Source organism: Streptomyces sp. SID5910, assembly GCF_009862125.1.
Lineage (GTDB): Bacteria > Actinomycetota > Actinomycetes > Streptomycetales > Streptomycetaceae > Streptomyces.
Genome location: NZ_WWHX01000499.1, coordinates 1 through 18,145, shown reverse-complemented (window position 1 = coordinate 18,145; position 18,145 = coordinate 1). Strand labels below are relative to the sequence as shown.

Annotated in this window: 16 protein-coding genes and 3 pseudogenes; 8 read left to right on the top strand and 11 right to left on the bottom strand. The window is 69.9% G+C overall.

Annotated elements, in window-relative coordinates; genetic code table 11:
- Nucleotides 1-406 precede the first annotated feature (406 nt).
- The 4 genes and pseudogenes from GTW67_RS17750 to GTW67_RS17735 form a co-directional block, all read right to left on the bottom strand.
- Nucleotides 407-628: pseudogene (locus GTW67_RS17750) on the bottom strand (hypothetical protein); the annotation flags it as partial.
- A complete protein-coding gene (locus GTW67_RS17745; protein ID WP_161165801.1) occupies nucleotides 576-1,781 on the bottom strand; it encodes a MalY/PatB family protein in 1,206 nt (401 codons plus the stop codon). The gene GTW67_RS17745 and the pseudogene GTW67_RS17750, both read right to left, overlap by 53 nt.
- A 2-nt stretch (nucleotides 1,782-1,783) precedes the next feature.
- Complete coding sequence (gene malX / locus GTW67_RS17740) at nucleotides 1,784-3,403, bottom strand: maltose/glucose-specific PTS transporter subunit IIBC (RefSeq protein ID WP_161165800.1); 1,620 nt, start codon at nucleotides 3,401-3,403, stop codon at nucleotides 1,784-1,786.
- A gap of 317 nt (nucleotides 3,404-3,720) precedes the next feature.
- The gene (locus tag GTW67_RS17735; protein WP_161165799.1) at nucleotides 3,721-5,172 is read right to left on the bottom strand and encodes an amidase family protein; all 1,452 of its coding nucleotides are present in this window, start codon (nucleotides 5,170-5,172) and stop codon (nucleotides 3,721-3,723) included.
- A 130-nt stretch (nucleotides 5,173-5,302) separates the two neighbouring features.
- Between GTW67_RS17735 and GTW67_RS17730 the strand changes: the two genes are divergently transcribed.
- Nucleotides 5,303-5,902 (top strand): TetR/AcrR family transcriptional regulator, encoded by a 600-nt coding sequence (locus GTW67_RS17730; protein ID WP_161165798.1) that lies wholly within the window; start codon nucleotides 5,303-5,305, stop codon nucleotides 5,900-5,902.
- A gap of 9 nt (nucleotides 5,903-5,911) precedes the next feature.
- Here GTW67_RS17730 and GTW67_RS17725 read toward each other — a convergent pair whose 3' ends face one another.
- The 3 genes from GTW67_RS17725 to GTW67_RS17715 all read right to left on the bottom strand — a co-directional run bounded on the left by GTW67_RS17725 (nucleotide 5,912) and on the right by GTW67_RS17715 (nucleotide 10,075).
- The gene (locus tag GTW67_RS17725; RefSeq protein ID WP_161165797.1) at nucleotides 5,912-7,912 is read right to left on the bottom strand and encodes a CocE/NonD family hydrolase; all 2,001 of its coding nucleotides are present in this window, start codon (nucleotides 7,910-7,912) and stop codon (nucleotides 5,912-5,914) included.
- Between the two features lie 29 nt (nucleotides 7,913-7,941).
- Nucleotides 7,942-9,447 carry a peptide MFS transporter gene (locus GTW67_RS17720; protein WP_161165796.1) on the bottom strand — a complete coding sequence of 502 codons (1,506 nt, stop codon included), beginning with the start codon at nucleotides 9,445-9,447 and terminating at the stop codon, nucleotides 7,942-7,944.
- A 253-nt stretch (nucleotides 9,448-9,700) separates the two neighbouring features.
- Nucleotides 9,701-10,075 carry a MerR family transcriptional regulator gene (locus GTW67_RS17715; RefSeq protein ID WP_161165795.1) on the bottom strand — a complete coding sequence of 125 codons (375 nt, stop codon included), beginning with the start codon at nucleotides 10,073-10,075 and terminating at the stop codon, nucleotides 9,701-9,703.
- A 67-nt stretch (nucleotides 10,076-10,142) separates the two neighbouring features.
- On the opposite strand from GTW67_RS17715, the gene GTW67_RS17710 reads away from it, so the two are divergent.
- From GTW67_RS17710 to GTW67_RS37740, 4 genes and pseudogenes are all read left to right on the top strand, one after another.
- The gene (locus GTW67_RS17710) at nucleotides 10,143-10,478 is read left to right on the top strand and encodes an EthD domain-containing protein (protein ID WP_161165794.1); all 336 of its coding nucleotides are present in this window, start codon (nucleotides 10,143-10,145) and stop codon (nucleotides 10,476-10,478) included.
- Nucleotides 10,479-10,602: 124 nt separating this feature from the next.
- Nucleotides 10,603-10,812: pseudogene (locus GTW67_RS38575) on the top strand (hypothetical protein); the annotation flags it as partial.
- Between the two features lie 88 nt (nucleotides 10,813-10,900).
- On the top strand, nucleotides 10,901-11,035 hold the full coding sequence (locus GTW67_RS38570) for an SDR family oxidoreductase (RefSeq protein WP_524539792.1): 135 nt from the start codon (nucleotides 10,901-10,903) through the stop codon (nucleotides 11,033-11,035).
- A 1,333-nt stretch (nucleotides 11,036-12,368) separates the two neighbouring features.
- Nucleotides 12,369-12,654, top strand: a pseudogene (locus GTW67_RS37740) (hypothetical protein); the annotation flags it as partial.
- A gap of 105 nt (nucleotides 12,655-12,759) precedes the next feature.
- Here the strand turns inward: GTW67_RS37740 and GTW67_RS17695 are convergent.
- A complete protein-coding gene (locus tag GTW67_RS17695; RefSeq protein ID WP_161165793.1) occupies nucleotides 12,760-13,062 on the bottom strand; it encodes a hypothetical protein in 303 nt (100 codons plus the stop codon).
- A 1,389-nt stretch (nucleotides 13,063-14,451) separates the two neighbouring features.
- Nucleotides 14,452-15,342: a LysR substrate-binding domain-containing protein gene (locus GTW67_RS17690; RefSeq protein ID WP_161165792.1), complete on the bottom strand. Its 891-nt coding sequence runs from the start codon at nucleotides 15,340-15,342 to the stop codon at nucleotides 14,452-14,454.
- An 81-nt stretch (nucleotides 15,343-15,423) separates the two neighbouring features.
- Here GTW67_RS17690 and GTW67_RS37040 point away from each other — a divergent pair, with 81 nt between their 5' ends.
- The 3 genes from GTW67_RS37040 to GTW67_RS38190 all read left to right on the top strand — a co-directional run bounded on the left by GTW67_RS37040 (nucleotide 15,424) and on the right by GTW67_RS38190 (nucleotide 16,632).
- Nucleotides 15,424-15,654 carry a hypothetical protein gene (locus GTW67_RS37040; protein WP_202437367.1) on the top strand — a complete coding sequence of 77 codons (231 nt, stop codon included), beginning with the start codon at nucleotides 15,424-15,426 and terminating at the stop codon, nucleotides 15,652-15,654.
- A 654-nt stretch (nucleotides 15,655-16,308) separates the two neighbouring features.
- Nucleotides 16,309-16,467, top strand: coding sequence for a hypothetical protein (locus GTW67_RS17680; RefSeq protein WP_161165791.1), 159 nt, complete (start codon nucleotides 16,309-16,311; stop codon nucleotides 16,465-16,467).
- Nucleotides 16,468-16,503: 36 nt separating this feature from the next.
- Nucleotides 16,504-16,632, top strand: a complete 129-nt coding sequence (locus tag GTW67_RS38190) for a hypothetical protein (RefSeq protein ID WP_272920508.1) — start codon at nucleotides 16,504-16,506, stop codon at nucleotides 16,630-16,632.
- Between the two features lie 55 nt (nucleotides 16,633-16,687).
- Here GTW67_RS38190 and GTW67_RS38565 read toward each other — a convergent pair whose 3' ends face one another.
- A complete protein-coding gene (locus GTW67_RS38565) occupies nucleotides 16,688-17,104 on the bottom strand; it encodes a restriction endonuclease (protein ID WP_524539791.1) in 417 nt (138 codons plus the stop codon).
- A gap of 26 nt (nucleotides 17,105-17,130) precedes the next feature.
- On the bottom strand, nucleotides 17,131-17,352 hold the full coding sequence (locus GTW67_RS38560) for a hypothetical protein (protein WP_524539790.1): 222 nt from the start codon (nucleotides 17,350-17,352) through the stop codon (nucleotides 17,131-17,133).
- Nucleotides 17,353-18,145: the final 793 nt, after the last annotated feature.

The window sequence follows — 18,145 nt, the reverse complement described above, 5'->3', positions numbered from 1 at the left end:
TGCAGCACATAGGCGAGGCCCCAGGTGCGGGCCACCCACACGGGGCCCCCGATCGGCTGCGGCGGCCGGGGCGGACGGAGCATGGCCCGCCCGCCCAAGCACGTACAGCCCAGTGCCAAGACCGTCATGAAAACGCCCCCAGCCGTGTCCAACGCATCCGTCTGGATCCCGAGCATTCGCGCCACACTCTTCTCACGTCATGCGGCTCCCAACGCCAAGGCCGCCCCCGGTCAGCATCATGGCAGCACGGGCGCGGCACCTCAGTTGCAGGGCACGGCAGTGGCTGGAGCGGCTGCCTTCCGGATTCCGGCAAGGCAGTGGTGGAGCTGGCGGAGGAAGCGGATCAGAAGTGCCGTTGCGCGGCGGCATGCCAGTCTCCGTGGTCGCGTCGGCGTCGGTAGTGCGTGTGGCTGCTCCCGATGGCCACCGGTATCGGATGGTCTGGGCTGTCGCCGTGCTCGGCCAAGAGAGCCAAGTGCTGGTGGTATCCAGCCGCGTCCTCGGTGATACGGGCCTTGGCGAGCAGGGTGCCGGCTTCGTCGACGAGGGCGACGTCGTGGTGCCGCTCGCCGCCCTCACCCCTCCGCCCGCGAGACCCGGCGCAGCGCGCGGACCAAGGCCTCGACACCCGCCTCCGCCTTGGACCGGGGGCATCCGACGTTGAGCCGTATCCGCCCCGGAGACCCGTACGTGGAGCCCGGCATGACGGCCACCTTCTCCACCTCCACGAGTTCACGCTGGAGGACGTCGTCGTCGACACCGAGCGGGCGCAGGTCGATCCAGGCGAGGTAACCCGCCTGCGGGGGCACCCAGTCGAGCTGCGGAAACTCCTCGCGCACACGGTCGGCGACGAACGCGAGATTGCCCGCGAGGTAGGCACGCAGGGCGTCCAGCCAGTCCGCTCCCCGCCGGTACGCGGCGATGTGGCCGACCAGTGACAGCACCGCGGGGGAGGAGAGACCGTCCGCGTCCTTGAGCTGCCGCAGATACGCGTCACGTGTCGCAGGGTCGCCGATGATGCCGTAACTGCCCGTCAAGGCAGGGATGTTGAACGACTTGGAGGCCGAGGTGACCACCGCCCAGCGACCGTCACCGCCGTGCCGGACCCAGGGACGGTGGACGTACGGGGCGTACGCCAGGTCGGAGTGGATCTCGTCGCTGACGACCGCCACGTCGTACCGTGCGCACAGGCGGGCCATCCGGTCCAGCTCGTCGGCGGACCACACCCTGCCCGTCGGGTTGTGCGGCGAGCACAGCAGCAGTACGGCCGTGTCGGGCAGCGCCAGGAGCCGCTCGAACTCGGTCCAGTCGTCGAGCGGGCACTCCCGCAGTCGGCGCCCGCCCGCGGCCACCGTCCTGGGGAACGCGTCGTACATGGGAGTGTGGGCCACGACGCCATCACCGGGCCGCGACCACAGTCGCAGCAACTGGGAGACCTGGTAGATGACGGAGGGCGCATAGACGACCGACTCCGGGGCCACGTCGGTGTCGTGGCGGGACGCGTACCAGTGGACGATCGCGGAGAGGAAGTCGTCCTGGCGCCATCGCGAGTAGCCGAGCACGCCGTGATCGAGTCGCTCGCGCAGTGCCGCCAGGATCTCCGGGGCGGTCTCGAAGTCCATGTCGGAGATCGTGAACGGCAGCAGGTCGCGCACACCGAAGCGGTCCTGGACGTAGTCCCACTGCGTGCACCAGGTGCCGTGCCGGTCGACCGGTGTGTCGAAGTCGTACGGCGTCGGCGAGGGCCGGCGAACAGAGGGGCCGGGGGAGGAGCACGTCATGGTCAGCCCACCGGGATCATGGTGGCGATGGCGTCCTTCACCGACTGGACCTGCGGGCCGATGATGACCTGCACGTTGTGGCCGTCGAGCTTGATGACCCCGACGGCGCCCAGCTTCTTCAGCCGTGCCTCGTCGACTCGTTCGGCGTCCTGGACCGTCATGCGCAGCCGCGTGATGCAGTTGTCGAGGGACTGGATGTTGCCGGCCCCGCCGATCGCGTCGAGGATGGCGACGGCGTCGTACTTCCCGGCGACCAGCTCACGCTCGGTCCCCGCCGCCGCCTCGCCCACCTCGGCGTCCGCTTCCTCTTCCGGCTCCTCCTCGGCCGGCGTGGGGTCGTCCTCGCGGCCGGGAGTGCGCAGGTCGAAGCGGGTGATGGCCCAGCGGAACAGGAAGTAGTACACGGTGAACCACACGGCGGCGATGACCGGCACCAGATACCACTTGGTCGTCGAGCCCTGGAGGACTCCGAAGACGAGCCAGTCGATGACGTTGCCGTCGGTGTTGCCGATGTACACACCGAGCACGGCCGCCGTGAGGAAGCCGAGCCCCACCAGGACGGCGTGGATGGCGTACAGCCACGGCGCGACGAAGAGGAACAGGAACTCCAGCGGTTCCGTGATGCCGCCCACCACGCAGGCCACGACCCCGGACACCAGCAGCGCCTTGATCTCCGGACGCATCCGCCGCTTCGCGCAGTGGTACATCGCGAGCGCGGCGCCCGGCAGACCGCCCAGGTAGGCCGCCATCTTGCCCTGCGAGAGGAAGTGCGTCGCGTCGGTGACCGCGGAGTTCGGCGCGGCCGAGCAGTCGAGCTGGGCGTAGAACATGTTCAGGGCACCGGAGACATGGTCCCCGCACACGGTTCCCGCACCGCCGACGTCCGTGAAGCGGAACATGGCCACGAGGATGTGGTGCAACCCGATGGGCCGCAGCAGTACCTCTCCCATGCCGAAGAAGAACGGTCCGAAGACCCCGGTGTGCCCGATGCCACGGCCGACGGCGGTGATCCAGCCGTTGAAGGTCGGCCAGACCAGCGGGATCAGCAGGCCGAGCACGCTGAGGACCAGGGCCGAGACGATCGGGACGAAGCGCAGACCGCCGAAGAAGGCCAGCGCGTCGGGCATCCGCTGCGTACGGAACCGCCGGTGGAGCAGGCTGACAACGATGCCAACGGCCACCGCGCCGAGGAGCCCCGTGTCGATGGACTGCACACCCAGCACGTCGGCTATGCCGTAGTGCTCGATCGCCTTCTCGTCCTCGAAGTCGACGCCCTTGGCGGTGAGGTAGAAGTTCACCGCGAGATTCATGGCGGCGAAGCCGACGAACCCCGAGAAGGCGGCCACCCCCTTGTCCTCACGGGCGAGTCCGAGCGGAATCGCCATCGCGAAGAGAACGGGCAGGAACGTGAAGGCGACCAGACCCGTGTTGGCCATCCACGTGAAGACGAGGTGGAAGCCCTCGCCCTTCAGGAAGGCAACGTTGTCAGTGACCGCGTCGCTGGAGAGCGAGGAGCCGATGCCCAGCATGATCCCGCAGAACGCGAGCAGGGCCACCGGCAGCATGAACGTCTTGCCGAGTCCCTGGAGGAATTCCCAGAGTGCGGCCTTGGTCTTCTGCATGTGTACGGAACTTTCGAGCCTGGGGGACGGACCCGGCCGCTCGCCATGACGACGCGGGGGCCGCGGGCGGACCGGGCGGCGGAGGACATCACGTGGGATCGGCCGTCCTCGCGCGTCGCACCCGGGGATCGCCCGGTGACCACGCCAAGCAGGGCCGTTCCGCCGAGGGGATCACATCACAGCGGGTCGGCGACTGTCCATGGACGCCGGGACGCCGAGCTGCTCCAGCAGCTTTCCGCCGGTGAAGCAACTTTCCAATGCCCGCCCCTGGAACCGGGCGGTCGCCGAGGGGCCCCCGTGACCGCCCCCGGCATCCCTCAGCGGCCCGCGCCGTCCCCCGCCCACACCGCGGGAGTCCGGCCGCGCCACGGGTTCGCCTCCTCGAGTTGGCCGGCCAGGCGGAAGAGGACGTCCTCGCGCCCGTACCCGGCGGCGAACTGCGTCCCGATCGGGAGTCCCGTACCGGCGTCGACCGTCGCCGGTACGGACATGGCGGGCGTACCGGCCATGTTGAACGGCGTGGTGAACGGTGAGCGGTCGTGGAGACGGGCGATCCAGCCGAGGCCGTCCAGCGCCTCGGAGTCCTCGGCGTAGGCGCCCAGGGGCATCGGGAGCTCCGGCAGGGTCGGGGTGAGCAGTACGTCGTACGTGCCGAAGAACAGGGCCAGAGCGCGAGCGACCCGGTTGCGGACGGCGAGGGCGGTGACGAACTGGGCGCCGCCGACCCGCTGCCCGTAGTGGTAGCCCGCCAGGGTCTCCGGTTCGAGGGTCGAGGAGTCGACGGGCCGGTCGAAGGCGGCGGCCAGTTCGTCGGCCGAGGCCGCGAGGTTCGCCGCCGACAGACGGGCATGGGCAAGGACGAACTCCTCCCAGCCGACGCCGAGATCGACCTCGGCCTCCTCCACCCGGTGACCGAGGTCCTCGAGCAGGCGCACGGTGAGGGCGAGGGCGTCGGCCACGGGCGCGGTGGTCCGGCGCCCGCCCCACGCCTGGGGGAGGACCCCGATCCGCAGCGAGCCCGGGTGGCGGGTGACCTCCTGCGCGTAGGGCCGGGCGGGCTGCGGGGCGAAGTAGGGGTCGCCCGCTTCGGGGCCGCGGATCCGGTCGAGCAGCGCGGCGCTGTCCCGCACGGTACGGCTGACGCTGCCGTGCACGGCCAGGCCGTTGAAGACCTCGTCGGCGCCGGGGCCCATGGAGACCCTGCCGCGGGTGGACTTCAGCCCGAAGAGTCCGTTGCAGGAGGCGGGTATGCGGAGCGAGCCGGCCGCGTCGGTGGCGTGCGCGACGGGCACCACCCCGGCGGCGACCGCCGCGCCCGCGCCGCCGCTGGAGCCGCCCGCGCTGCGCCCGACGTCCCACGGATTGCGGGTCGGACCGTACAGCGCCGGTTCGGTCGTGATGCTGTAGGCCATCTCCGGTGTCGCGGTACGTCCGAAGGTCACGAGGCCGGCGCGGCGGAAGCGCCGCATCAGGGAGGAGTCGGCGCGGGCGACGTGGCCGGCCGCGAGACGGCTGCCCAGTTCCATGCGCCTGCCGGCCATGGCGACTCCGATGTCCTTGATCAGGAACGGGACTCCGGCCAGCGGTGCACCGGCCGGAGCGGGCTGGTCGTCGGTGGGCCAAGTCTCCACCACGGCGTTGATCCGCCCGTTGACCGCCCGCGCGGCCCCGAGCGCGGCTGCCGCCAGTTCGGCGGGGGTCACCTCCCCTGCGGCCACGAGCTCGGCGAGCCCGACCGCGTCAAGATCCACGTACTCCGCAACTTTCACTGTCACTCCCGAGGGCAGGGCAGACGATACTGGTGAGTGCCACACGATACCGATCGGTATCGCACGGGACGGACTGGTACCGTAGCAGTCGGCGAAGAGCCCGCAACCGTCGGGAGGGCACGGGGTGGTCATGGCATCGACCGGCAGAAGGCCGAGCAGGGTGGCGAAGCTGCCCCCTCGTGAACGCATCCTCGACGCGGCGGAGGAGCTGTTCCAGAGCGAGGGGATCCGCCGGGTGGGTGTCCAGGCGATCGCCGAGCGGGCCGAGACGACCAAGATGGCCATCTACCGCCACTTCGACACCAAGGACGCGCTGGTCGCGGAGTGGTTGCGGATCGTCGCCGCCGACTACCAGGCGGCCTTCGACCGGGCCGAGGCCGAACATCCCGGCCGGCCCGGGGAGCAGATCCTCTTCCTGGCCCGCTTCATCGCCGAAGGGCTGCCGTCGGTCTCTCCCCGAGGCTGCCCGTTCATCAACTCCATCGCCGAACTGCCCGACCGCACCCACCCCGCACGGCAGGTGATCGAGGAGCACAAGGCCCGCCAGACCCGCCGCCTGGTCGCCCTGTGCACCGAGGCCGGGATGCCCGACCCGGAGGAGACCGCGGCCGAGATCACCTTCCTACTCGAAGGGGCCCAGGTCAGCACACAGAACGGAAGCATCGATCGGGCGGGAGCCCGACTGGTGAGGCTCGTCGAGGGGATCGTGGCGCGGGAGACCCGCGCCTGATCCGAGAGGTCAGCGTGCGGCCCGGGGGATCCGCTTCTCCCAGGTGCGCCGGAAGACGACGTCCTCGCCGTCGCGGCACACCACCTCGTTCGAGGTGACGAAGTCGTCGGCGTCGCAGGTGATCTCCGAACGGGTCTCGACCCGCACGTCCCACCCCCGCTCCGGGCGGCGCAGACGGACGGTCCAGTCGGACCTCGCCCGCGCCGAGAGCGGGTCGTCCTCCCTGATGGTGTACGTCTCCAGCGCGCCCTCGGTGAACTCCAGACCGTCCGGGTACACGCGCGTCCCGCCGTAGCGCGGGTCCACCTCCAGCCGCCACTCGCCCTTGGCCACATCACGCACCACGACGCGCTCCGGGCGTTCGTCCCCTTGCGCCGGCGATGCGACGCGCAACGGCTCGGACTGCTCGGGGCGTTCGAAGCGGATGCCGGCGTCCTCGGGGTGCCGGCCGGCGTCGCGCACCGGCAGGACGAGGGCGGAACCGGCCGGTTCCAGGACGAAGCCGTCGGAGTCCGCGTGCGGCCAGATCCACGGCCAGTACGCGGAGGAGACGGCGAGCCGGATGCGGTGCCCGGCCGGGAAGGTGTGGCCGATGCCGTTGAGCTGGAAGGTCACCGTCTCCGTGGCCCCGGGAGTCCAGGGCACGTTGCGGTCCCGGCCCTGGCGCGCCGCGAGGTTCAGGACGCCGCGGGTGACCAGGGTCGACGACCCGTCCGGCGCGACGTCGCAGACGCGGGCGACCGCCTGCCCGTACGGCACGTCCATCCGCAGGCGCAGGGTCACCTCGGGACGCCCGAGGATCTCGATGGGACCGTCGCTGACGGGGAACTCGAAGCACGCCGAGCGGGCGTCCTCCTCCCGCTGGTCGGGCGGCAGGTCGGCATCATTGCCGAAGGGGAAGAACCGTCCCGCGTCGACACCGGTGTGCTGCGGGGAGCGCACGACGACCGGATCGCCCCCGAGGGCGTGCGGTACGGGCGTGACGTAGGGGGAGGGCCAGGCGGGGTCGCCGACCCAGCGGCCCGGCAGCTCCGGGTAGACGGTGGCCGGACGGTGCGACTCGCTGATCCAGGAGCGCAGCAGCGGCTCCTCCATGACGCCGGTGTCCTCGCCCTTCAGGTGCTGGTCCCACCAGCGCAGCGTCTCCTGGAGGAAGCCGATCGGCGGGCCCGGCGGCAGGCCGCGGTCCGGGTACTGGTGGGACCAGGGCCCGATCAGCCCCCGCACCCGGTCCTCGGGCAGATGCTCCACGAGCCGGAGCACGGTGTCCCGGTACGGGTCGTGCCAGCCGCCCACCGCGAGGACGGCGGCGTCGATCGCGGAGTAGTCCTCGCAGACACTGCCGTGCTTCCAGCAGTCGTCGCGGAGCTGGTGGGCCAGCCAGGTGTGGATGAACGGGTCGACGGCCTCCAGCCGGCGCAGCCACATCTCCCGCCACTCCTGCCCGGCGTACTCCGGGTCGGGCGGGCGGCAGACGAACGCGAGCATGGTGGCCGCCCACGCGTGCATGTCGACGCCCAGCACCGAGCCGCCCATGTAGTGCACGTCGTTGTCGTACCGGTCGTCCGCGGAGCAGACGGTGACGACGGCCTTCAGCGGCTCGGGGGCGAGCGCGGCGATCTGGAGCGAGTTGAAGCCGCCCCAGGAGATGCCGAACATGCCGACCTTGCCGTTGCACCAGGGCTGCGCGGCCAGCCACTCGACGACCGCGACACCGTCGGCCAGTTCCGTGGCGTCGTACTCGTCTCCCGGCAGGCCCTCACTGTTGCCGTGCCCGCGCACGTCGACGCGGACGGACGCGTAGCCGTGACCCGCGTACCAGGGGTGGCGCTGGCTGTCGCGGGGAGCGGTCCAGTCACTGAGGCGGTACGGCAGGTACTCCAGCAGCGCCGGGACCGGCTCGTCGGTGACCGGCCGCCAGATCCGCGCGTAGAGCCGGGTGCCGTCCGGAAGGGGGATGCGGACGTCGTCGTGGGTCGTCTCGTACGGAAATTCCGTGCGGATGTGCATGGGGCGGTACCTTCCGGCTGTCCGGGTGCTCAGTGGACGGGGTGCATCGTGCGTCGCAGCCACGGTGCGAGGGCCACGACGACCAGGCCCAGGATGACGGCGACGGCGCCGTTGACGCCGAAGTACGCGGGGTGGGACACGTCGTCGTAGACCTTCACCACCTGGGCCTGGATGCCGTTGGCGAGGGCCAGGGAGAGGAACCACAGGGCCATGGTCTGGCTGGAGAACGCCTTCGGCGCCAGCTTGCTGCTCGCCGACAGGCCCGAGGTCTCCAGCAGTACGTCACCGAGACCCAGCAGCAGGTACGAGCCGACGATCCACCAGGCGGCCATCCGGTAGTCGGTGCCCTCGTGCCCGGAGGTGGGCAGCACCATCAGCAGGAACGACAGACCGCCCAGGATCACACCGAGCGCGATCTTGTTCGAGGCGTGCGGCTGGCGCCGGCCCATCCGGACCCACACGGCCGCGACCACCGGAGCCAGCGCCACCTCGAAGGCGCCCAGCGCGGACGCGTACCAACTGGAGGGGAAGTCGAACCCGAGGATGGTGGTGTCGGCGTTCGTCGAGGCCAGCAGGATCATCGTCGAGTACGCCTGGAAGAGGATGAAGTTGAAGACCACGGAGGCGAGGAAGAGGACGACGTAGGGACGCAGCCGCCCGCGTTCCTCCGCGGTGACCCGCGGGCTGGTGAACATGATCCAGAAGTAGACGACCGGCGCGATCACCGAGACGATCGTGAGGACGTCGACGAACCGGCCCATGGTGAGCCAGCCGGCCCCCGCCAGGACGGCGCACAGCACGCCGAAGGCCACCGCTCCGCCGGCCATCAGCCACACGGCCCGCCGCATGGCCGCCGGCGCCAGTGCGAACTCGGCGGCGTGCTTGCGGCCGGCCAGATGACGCCGCCCGACGATGTACTGGACCAGCCCCAGCGTCATCCCGAACACGGCCGCGGAGAAGCCCCAGTGCCAGCCCTGGTGCTCGCCGAGCCAGCCGGTGATCAGCGGACCGGCGAAGGCGCCGATGTTGATGCCCATGTAGTAGAGGGCGAAGCCGGCGTCGCGGCGGTCGTCGTCGGTGCGGTAGAGCTTGCCGACCATGGCGGCCACGTTGGGTTTGAGCAGGCCGGTGCCGGCGCTGATCAGGCCCAGGCCCACCCAGGTCATGGCGGCGGTGGGCACGGCCATGGAGTAGTGGCCCAGCGCGATGAGGACGCCTCCCCACAGGACCGCCCGGTAGGAGCCGAGGATGCGATCGGCGAGCCATCCGCCGGCGACGGAGACCAGGTAGACGAGGGTGCCGTACGCGGCGGACACGGAGGCGGCGGTGCCCGCGTCCATGCCGAGGCCGTCGTGCGCCACCGAATCGGCGAAGTACAGGACGAGGATCGCCTGCATGCCCAGGAACGAGAAACGCTCCCAGACCTCCAGGGCGGACAGCGTGAGCAGGCCCCTCGGCTGCCCGAAGAAGGCGCGGTCGTCCCGCGCCGGAGGCTGCTCGTCATCGGCTGTCTGGGGATGTGCGGGATCTGTCATGGGTCCTGTCGCCGGTCGGGGAATGCTGGACTGCTGCACAGGAGAACTGGCGTATGCGAAACATACCGACGCCGGCTCGCGTCGCCTACAGCGACATGACAGTCAGTCCACGTCGCCGCTCAGCAGATCAGGGATGACCCGTGCTTCGCAAATGCGTACGCCGTCGCCGGCCTGGGCCCCTGGGCCACCTGCCCGGCGGGGGAGCGGAAGCGCCGACCGTCTCGGTCGTCTCCTCCCAGCGCAGGTCCCCGGTTCACGAACCCTCCTCCGCTGACCGTGTCAGGTACGCGTGGTTGTCCTCGATGAGGTGGTCCAGCGCGTCCCTGGCGGCAGCGAGGCCGTCGATGGCCTCGGACAGCCGGGCCCGCTCGCGACCCATGATCTCCAGAGCCTGCCGCGCCCGGTCCTCATTCGGCTCGGCCATGCAGGGCGCCATCTCGGCGATGGTGCTGCTGGACATGCCCGCCGCCAGAAACGCCTGCACGAGGCGCACCCGCTGAACGTGCTCGTCCTCGTAGTGGCGCTGCCCGCTGGGCGAACGGGAGCTGACGAGCAGGCCCTGCTCCTCGTAGTAGCGCAGCGACCGACGGCTGGCACCCGTCCGGGCGGACAGCTCACCGATCCGCATGCCGGACTCCTCTCATGCCGATGACTCACTTGCCCCTCACATTGATGTGAGCTTTTAGGTTAACTCCATGCTGAAGCTCATCTTCATGATCAACCGCGTCGAGGCAATGTCGTACGAGCGTTTCGTCGAGCACCACCGGGACCGGCACGCGCCGCTGTTCACCTCCATCCCGGAGGCGGAGCGCTACGTGCGCAAGTACACCGTGTCCCACCCGGTCCCCGCCGAGAACTACCCGCCCCGGGCCTACGACGGCCTGACGGAAATCTGGTTCGAGAACTGGGAGGACCACGACGCCTTCTTCGCCTCCGAGAACTACCGGACGCTGGTCGACCCCGACGAAGCACGCTTCATCGACATGGAATCGGTGGCCGTGATGGTCACCGAGGAGAAGGAGGTCATCTGACGGACCGACTCGACAGCGGCAGCTACCAGCTCTCCGAGGTCGAGCAGCAGGCCGTGGCCAGCAACCGGGGCACCGGCCAGGCCGACGACTCCGCCGCCTGAGCCGCCCCTGGGCATCATCTCTCATGGCCGGGCACCACGGTGCCCGGCCGCCTTCGAAGGCCAGGTCGCCCTGGTCACCGGCGCGGCCTCCGGCATGGGACTGGCCGCCGCCCGCGCCCCTCGCCCAGGCCGGCGCGGCCGTCGTGCTGGCCGACGTGAACGAGGCCGCTGTGCAGACGGCGGCGAACGAACTCACCGACGCCGGACACCAGGCCCTCGGTGTGGTCCGCGACGTCACCGACGAGGACCAGGCCGCCGCCATGGTCCAGAGCGCGGTGGACAACCATGGTCGAAGGGTAGACCGAGGCTATGGCCGCGATCATGAGCGACCAGCCCATCGGGCGCCTCGGCCACGCCGCGGAAGTCGCCGCCGCAGCCGTGTGGCTGTGCAGCCCCGGCGCCAGCTTCGTGATCGGCGTCGCCCTGCCCGTCGACGGCGGATACACCACCCACTGAACGCCCCCAACCGGGGCACCTGGGGGCGCGGGACACGGGGGCCGACCGGCCGCGGGCCGGTGCCTTGTTGTCGGTCGTCCCTGGCTGTTGCTGGCTCTCCTAGTACGGCCACAGACGGCCCGCGTGAGGGTCGGCGCGACCAGTGTTGACCAGGACCGCAATCGTCTATCGGTCTTGCCGGGGTGACGTCATCAAAGCTCGTCCGCATCGCGCGGTACCAGCGTCGTAGTTAAATTCCTGTCGTCCCCGGGAACCAGTGACACGGCAAACTCGGCGCTGTCCGTTCCCTCCGTCTCGGGGAGACTTACAACGCAAGCGGTCGCTATGTGTTTGCGTACCGCGGGGTGGCGCGCCGCGGCTGCAGGCTGGCGGAGACGGGCGGCGAGGCCTTGGTCGAGCGCCCGTGTCCGTGGCTGATCCGGAGAGGCTTGGTGCAGCGCCGGGCGTGCACGGGCTGGCGGCGCAACGACGGGGTCCGCCTGGAAGCCGAGTGGCGAGTGCGAGATGTGTGGCAACGGGATCCACATCCGGCGCGCCGGCGAGTGAAGGCCGCCGAGCAGGTCGACCAGAGCTGCGCGGCCTGACCGAGGAAGAGCGGCGCCGGGTCCTCGAGGAGCGGCTGCGCGAGCAGACTGCCGCCGAGGCGGAGGACCTCGTTCGGGCGGCAGCCGAGCGGGCCCGCCGTGATGCCGCCCGCGCGGCCATCCGGGAGTGGGTGGAGAGCGAGCGCCAGGCCGAGGCGGTGCACCGGGCCTTGCCGTGCGAGGACTGCGGGCAGCGGCGGGCGGCCGGGCTGTGCGGGGCGTGCGCCCGCCGCCGTCAGACCAGGGTCCTGATCGGCGAGGCCACTCTCCTCGCGGCCGCCGAATCCGCCGGCCTGGCCGAGCCGGGCAGCATCACGGCTGTCGCTGCCGGGGCCCGGACGGCGATCGGCTGCAGCATACCGCCGCGTGGCAGGAGTTCCTGCAGATCACCGACGCAGCCGCCCTGGCGGCTGATCCCGGGGCAGCGTGGGACGCGTACGCGTTCACCGCGGCCGAGATCGCCCGGCAAGGGTGTCCAGGAGTTCAGGAGACCGCGTTGGCGGTGCTGGGCCGGACGGATGGGGCGGGAACGCCCGGCGGGCGTTCAAGGCTGAGCAGGGCCGTCGCTGGTTCCAGCACAACCCGATCGGCGCGGACGTCGGCGCCGCTGCGACGAAGGCCGCCGACGCGGCCCGGGAGCTCGTGGCCGGGTACCTGCTGGCGACGCGGCTGGAGCAGATGTGCGGGCAGATGCCGCCCGCACCGAGACGGCCGCGGCCGCGCCGTGGGTGGACAGGCTGCCAGAGCTCGCCGAGCCGGGCTGGTTCTTGTACGCACCGGCCTGCGCGCTCGTCGGGTCCGGTCGGGCCCGCCCCGGCGTGGCCGAGCACCTGGCCTCGCTGCCCGGCGTCACCGTCATGGATCTCGGCCTGGCCGCCGCACTTGCCGTCGCCCAGCAGCTGGCTGTGTGCCACAGCACACAGCCAGTACGCCGCCCAACTCACCCCCGACCGACCCGACGGTACGGTCATCGTCACCACCGCCCCACACCGGTGGGAGGAAGCGCCCGTCCGGCTTCTGGACCTCACCTCGTAGCTTGTCACGGCGATCAGTCCTGGGGGACCGAGCGGGCGTTATCGGCGGAGTCGTGACCGACAGCGGCCTGCCCCCGGCGTGCCCCCCGTTCCTCGCGCCCCGTCGTCACACTGCGGAGGGCGGCGTGTGGTGTCGAACTGCCCCGGGCTGGGGATGCCGGGCGAACCAGCGTGCGACGGGTTTTGCGGTCACTCCGTGCAGGACGACGCCGGGAAGGACGGTCGCGGCCGTCACCTTCGCGACGAAGTTCGCCTCGCCTGCGGGCAGTTCGATGTAGGCAAGCACCGCGAAGACGATCGAGGTGACGTCGCGTGGTCCGAACCACCCGATGACGTCCCGTTCGACGCGGCTGAAAGACGTCTCGGTGAGCGAGGCGAACACCGGGGCGAATCGGGCCACGGTGAGCACAAGAACGGCGTAGGCGACAACCCCGAAGCAGGCACCGCCGGCGAACGCCTCCGTCGTGAGCGCACCGTAGGCGTACCACGCCGCGCGGCATGTCCGACAGGGAGCGACAAGCAGCAGTGGTTGCCAGCGTCGGCCGTCGTGCAGGTCTCCACCACGACCGCTTCTGCCGTCAGAACGCCCGTTGCTGAACGCAGTGGCAAGCCGAGCTCGCAGCCGACTACACGCTGGCCCTTCCATCGATAACTTCAAGCTTATCCGATCTTGCGAGAGTGCTCATTGTTCGAGTTGTAGTTTCACGGCAGTCTGAGATCGTTCCTGGCGCAACGAGGCCACTCTGGAAGGAGTGGGCCCCTGGGAAATGCCCAGAGAAACAGAAATCCACCAAGGATGAGGGAAGGTAAAATGGCGGCACTAGGGAGTCGAAGTAGGATCGCATCCTCAGCAGCGCTTGGAGTGCTGTTGAGTGGGATCGCCGTTCTTGGATCGACGCCAGCGTCGGCCTCGGACGTTAGTGTCATGTCTCGCCCGTCGTCGTGCCGCTTCCAAGTCCCCGGGGTTTGGGGAGGGGTGGCGATATGCGACCACTCCAACGGCGGGCACTATCGCGCGCTCGTCATCTGCAAGGACTCAAAGGGAAAGCTGTACAACTACGTCGGTGGATGGCGGACCGAAGGTTACTCCTACGCGTACTGCCAGGGGGAGTCCAAGGCGAAATCTGCTGGCGTCGAAACCAAAGTGACCTGATACAGCACCAGAAAGGGGTAAGGCAAGTGAACTTCAGAAAAACGGGGGCGGCTCTCATGGCTGCCGCAGCACTTTCCGTGCTTGGCCTGCAGGGTCCGGCGAGCGCAAGCGAGTCAGGCGCTACGGCTTGGCCCACTGGATGCTCGTTCGGACGGTACACCGGCGATTATGCCGCGTCGTACGCGTCCTGCAAGCACGGCAATGGCGGAAGTTTCAGGGCGGCCGTGATCTGCCTCGACATGAATACGGGAAAGCTGATTAGCCACATCTCCGCCGGATGGAAGAAGAGCGGTACGTCGTACGCCTTCTGTCCGCCGCTCACGCTGTTCAGCTCCGCCGGAATCGAAACGAAGGCTTCCTAGGGGCCGCAGCCGCCCTAGGACGCTGTTGGATTATTCGGCCCCTCGCGGACGTCGGTCTCCACGACCCGGTTGTGGTCGTGGAGACCGACGTTGTTGTATGGGGTGGGGCCGATGTTCCGCGACGAGGGCTCCGCGGGTCTGTTCGCCTCATGTCCTCGCCGCTCAGGCGGCTTCGGGCAGACGTCCAGAACCAGGGCGGGAGCGGGGATGCCCCCGCTGGGCGGGCGGTCGGCACCGAGACGGATTGGCGCGCCTTCGATGAATCGGCTATTGGGTCTGTTCGTCATCCTTTGCGCGGGCCAGTCTCGCGCGCCGCGCGCGCGAGAGACCTGATCGCTTCATTCTCTGCGGCCGTACGCCAGATCAGAGCCCAGCTTCCAGTCGGAGCGTCATAGGGGTGCAGATAGCACAGGCCGGGCCAGCGGTAGTAGCGGGCGGCGTCTCCATGGACGAGGCTGATGGCGTCGCCTGCTGCTACGGCTGCGGCAACCTCTTGGAAGGTGGAGACCTTCGGTCCGCGGCGGATGGGACGGCCACCGGGTGTGTGGGTGGGGACGAGCGTCTGCAGCCAGTACTCGGGGGTGGGTGGTCCAGTGTAGGGCAGGCACCAGTCGCCGAGATCCTCCATCCCCACCCGGTCGCGCGTGGTCAGGGGGTGATCGTTGGCCACCATGAGCAGGAGTGGTTCGGTGTCGACCAAGGGGCCGATAGTCAAGTCGGGTTCTCGTACAGGGAGCCAGGCTGTCGCCACCTGGACGGTGCCGTCGCGCAGCGGCTCGAACGGGTCGGTGAAGATCATCTCTTTGATACGGAGATCGATGTCGGGGCGCCGACTGCGAAAGAGGTCCAGTAGGTCGGCCTGGTCGTGGGCCTGCGGACCGTGCAGGCCGAGGGTGAGGGTGGCCGTGGTGCCGCGGGCGACGGCGGTGGCTTCGTGAACGCCATCGAGTATCTGCTGGTAGCCGACGCTGAGCGACTTGCGTAACTGGTGGCCGATGGAGGTCAGTTCGACGCGTCGGCTGGTCCGGGTGAAGAGCAGTGAGCCGATCTGTCGTTCCTGCTTCGCAATGGACTGGCTCACGCGGGCCTGGGATACGTGCAACCGATCTGCAGTCCGGCCAAAGTGCAGCTCTTCCGCCAAGGTCAAGAAGATCTCGATGTCGCGTAGTTCCACCAGTCTGTTCCCATCACCATTTGACAACGCACGCTTGTTCAAGCGTGCAGAAGTGGGGATTGTAAGGGGGGGGCTAACACAATGAGACAAGCCGAAGCCGAGGCCCGGCGGTCGTACAGGGCCGAGCAGCGCCGCCCCAGGTTCCGGCATAACCCGACCGGCACGGACGCCGTCGCCACCGCGACGAAGGCCGCCGACACGGCCCGGGAACGCACCGTCGAGTACCTGTTGACGGTGCGGCTGGAACAACTGTGCGAGCAGGCCGCCGCCCGCACCGAGCAAGCCACGTTGTCCCCGCGCCCGCAGGGGTAGCTCCACGCCCTCGGCGGGCAAATGGTCCACGTCTGCGTCGCCCCCGCGCCTGTAGTGGTAGCTCCGCTACCACCGACGCCACCGACCTCGACGCGCTCACCGCCGACGCCATCAACCCCGATGCCCTGTCGCCCCGGGGGACGCAGGGGCGGAACTGGACCGGCTGGAGGGGCTGCTGGAGCTGCCGGGTGGCGCGCCGCGGCTGCTGGCCGGCGGCTGACCGGCCGGCTGGTGGAGACCGGCGGTGAGGCCCTGGTCGAGCGCCCGTGTCCGTGGCTGATCGGGCGGGGCCTGGTGCAGCGCCGGGCGTGAACGGACCGGCGGTGCGACGACGGGATCCGCCTGGAAGCCGGGCGGCGGGTGGCGGGTGCGAGATGTGCGGCAACGTGATCCACATCCGGCGCACCCGGCGGGTGAAGGCCGCAGAACAGGTCGACCGGGAACTGCCCGGCCTGACCGAGGAAGAGCGGCGCCGGGTCCTCGAGGAGCGGCTGCGCGAGCAGACTGCCGCCGAGGCGGAGGACCTCGACGCCCGCGCCAAGGTGCTGGGACCGGGTTCATCGACGCCCGACCCAGTCATTCTGCCGCTGCGGACCATCGGGTGCGCGCCGTCAGCCGAAGGGGGACATGGTGCCCTTCCTCCACACAAAGTTCATGTTGCTCGGCGAGATGTGGTGGCACGACGAGGATGCCCTGGGCGGCGTCGCCGATGTCCTCGACTTCCGCTCGGAGCGGCTGTGGGTGGGCAGCGCGAACGCCACCCACCGGTCCAGGAACAGCCTGGAGTTCGGGATGTGGCTCGACGACCCATAGGTCCTGGGAGCCGCGCAGACATTCCTGGTCCAGCTGATGGCGCACTCCGAAGCGCTCGACCCGGACAGCGATCTGTTTCAACCGGAGCTGCTGCCTGTGGACTTCGACGACGAGGCGTTCGCCGAGTACGTGGCGGAGTACGGGTGGGGCGGCCCTGACGCCTGAACACGACATAACGGTGGGCGGGTCCAACCGGTCCCGCCCACCAGTGCGATGAAGCTCAGCGAAGCTGTGGAGGCGTCCGGGGCGGGGGAACCGCCGGAAGGATCTGCCATAGTGGTCGCCCGCCCAGGGCCCACTGCTCCAGCACCCGCCGGTCGACCACGTGCAGGCGCTGCTGCCGGGCGAAGTCGCGGGCAGGCCCGGAGATCCTTCCGTTGGTCACCATCACGACGACATCGCCGCCGGGTACCGGCCGGCCGGTACCGTTGAGCGTCTGCAGCTCTGGCGTCCCGACAGCCGCCCCGTCCAGCCCCTTCCTGCGGTGCTTGCACTGGATCACCCACAGCCGACCGAACGGATCATGCCCCTTCACGTCGGCGCCGAGGTCGCCCCGGCCGCCGCAGCGCAGCGCGTCGAGGGAACCGTCCCGGGCCAGCAAGTCACGTACGGCGTCCTCGAAGGCGCTGTGGTGCATAGCGTCCAGCCGACCGAGCGAGTAGGTCAGGCCCCCACCCTCAGCTGAGCGGACCGCATCTGGTCAACCTTCCGGTAGGCCCAGCCCGCGAGTGCGAGAAACGCCAGCAGGCGGAGCACGACCAGCACCCACTCGTGCGCCCACACCCACTGTCCAACCTTGACCAGCACCAACCCGACGACCACGAGCCCACCCAGCGCGACGAGCAGATCGTCGTCGCTCTTGCGCCGCCGCCGACGCGGACTCACCGGAAGACCCCCGCCGTCACGGTGCGCAGCGCCGCGCGGGCATCCCGACCGGTGTGATCGACGTCGTCGTATTCCCTGTTCCCCGGGCACGTTCCCACTCGTCCACAGCTCCCCGCCGCCTTCATGACAGCACCCGGCACTGACAGTCGGCCCGCCGTCGGGATCATCCGTCCGAAAATCGCCGGCTATTGCCCAACGGGTGTGCACAGTCGAGGAGTTGGCTGCCCTGGAATGTCAGTGCCGGTCGCTACCGTCGAATGTTGCGCCGAGGAACACCCGGCCCCGCCTGGGGGCGATGCCCCCTTTCACCGCCCCGAGGACCGCCCGTGACCTACGTACGCCCCCACTACCGCCGTGACGGCACCTACGTCAAAGGCCACAACCGCCGCACCCGGCCGCGCACCGCGCAGCCCCATACAGCGCCCCGACGTACCGCCCAGCGGCCCCGCCCGGTCCCCACCGGGCCGACGGCCTACGTCCGCCCTTACTACCGCACCGACGGTACCCGCGTGCGCGGACACCGCCGGTCCATCAGCCCGCGCACCATCGCCGTCGTAGCGGGCACCGGGGGCGGAGGTCTGATGCTGCTCCTGTTACTGCTGGCTCTGGCCAGCGGACCGGGAACCAGCAGCAAGGCACCGGCCGGCACCACGCCGTCGCATTCGGCATCGGCCCCGGCCACTCACCACCGGTAGGGCTCACCCCGAGCAGCGAGGAGACACAGCACAAGGGCCCCGGGCGGCGAACCGTCCGGGCCCCCTGCGCTGTCTGCAGGTCAGCCCATGCCAGCGGA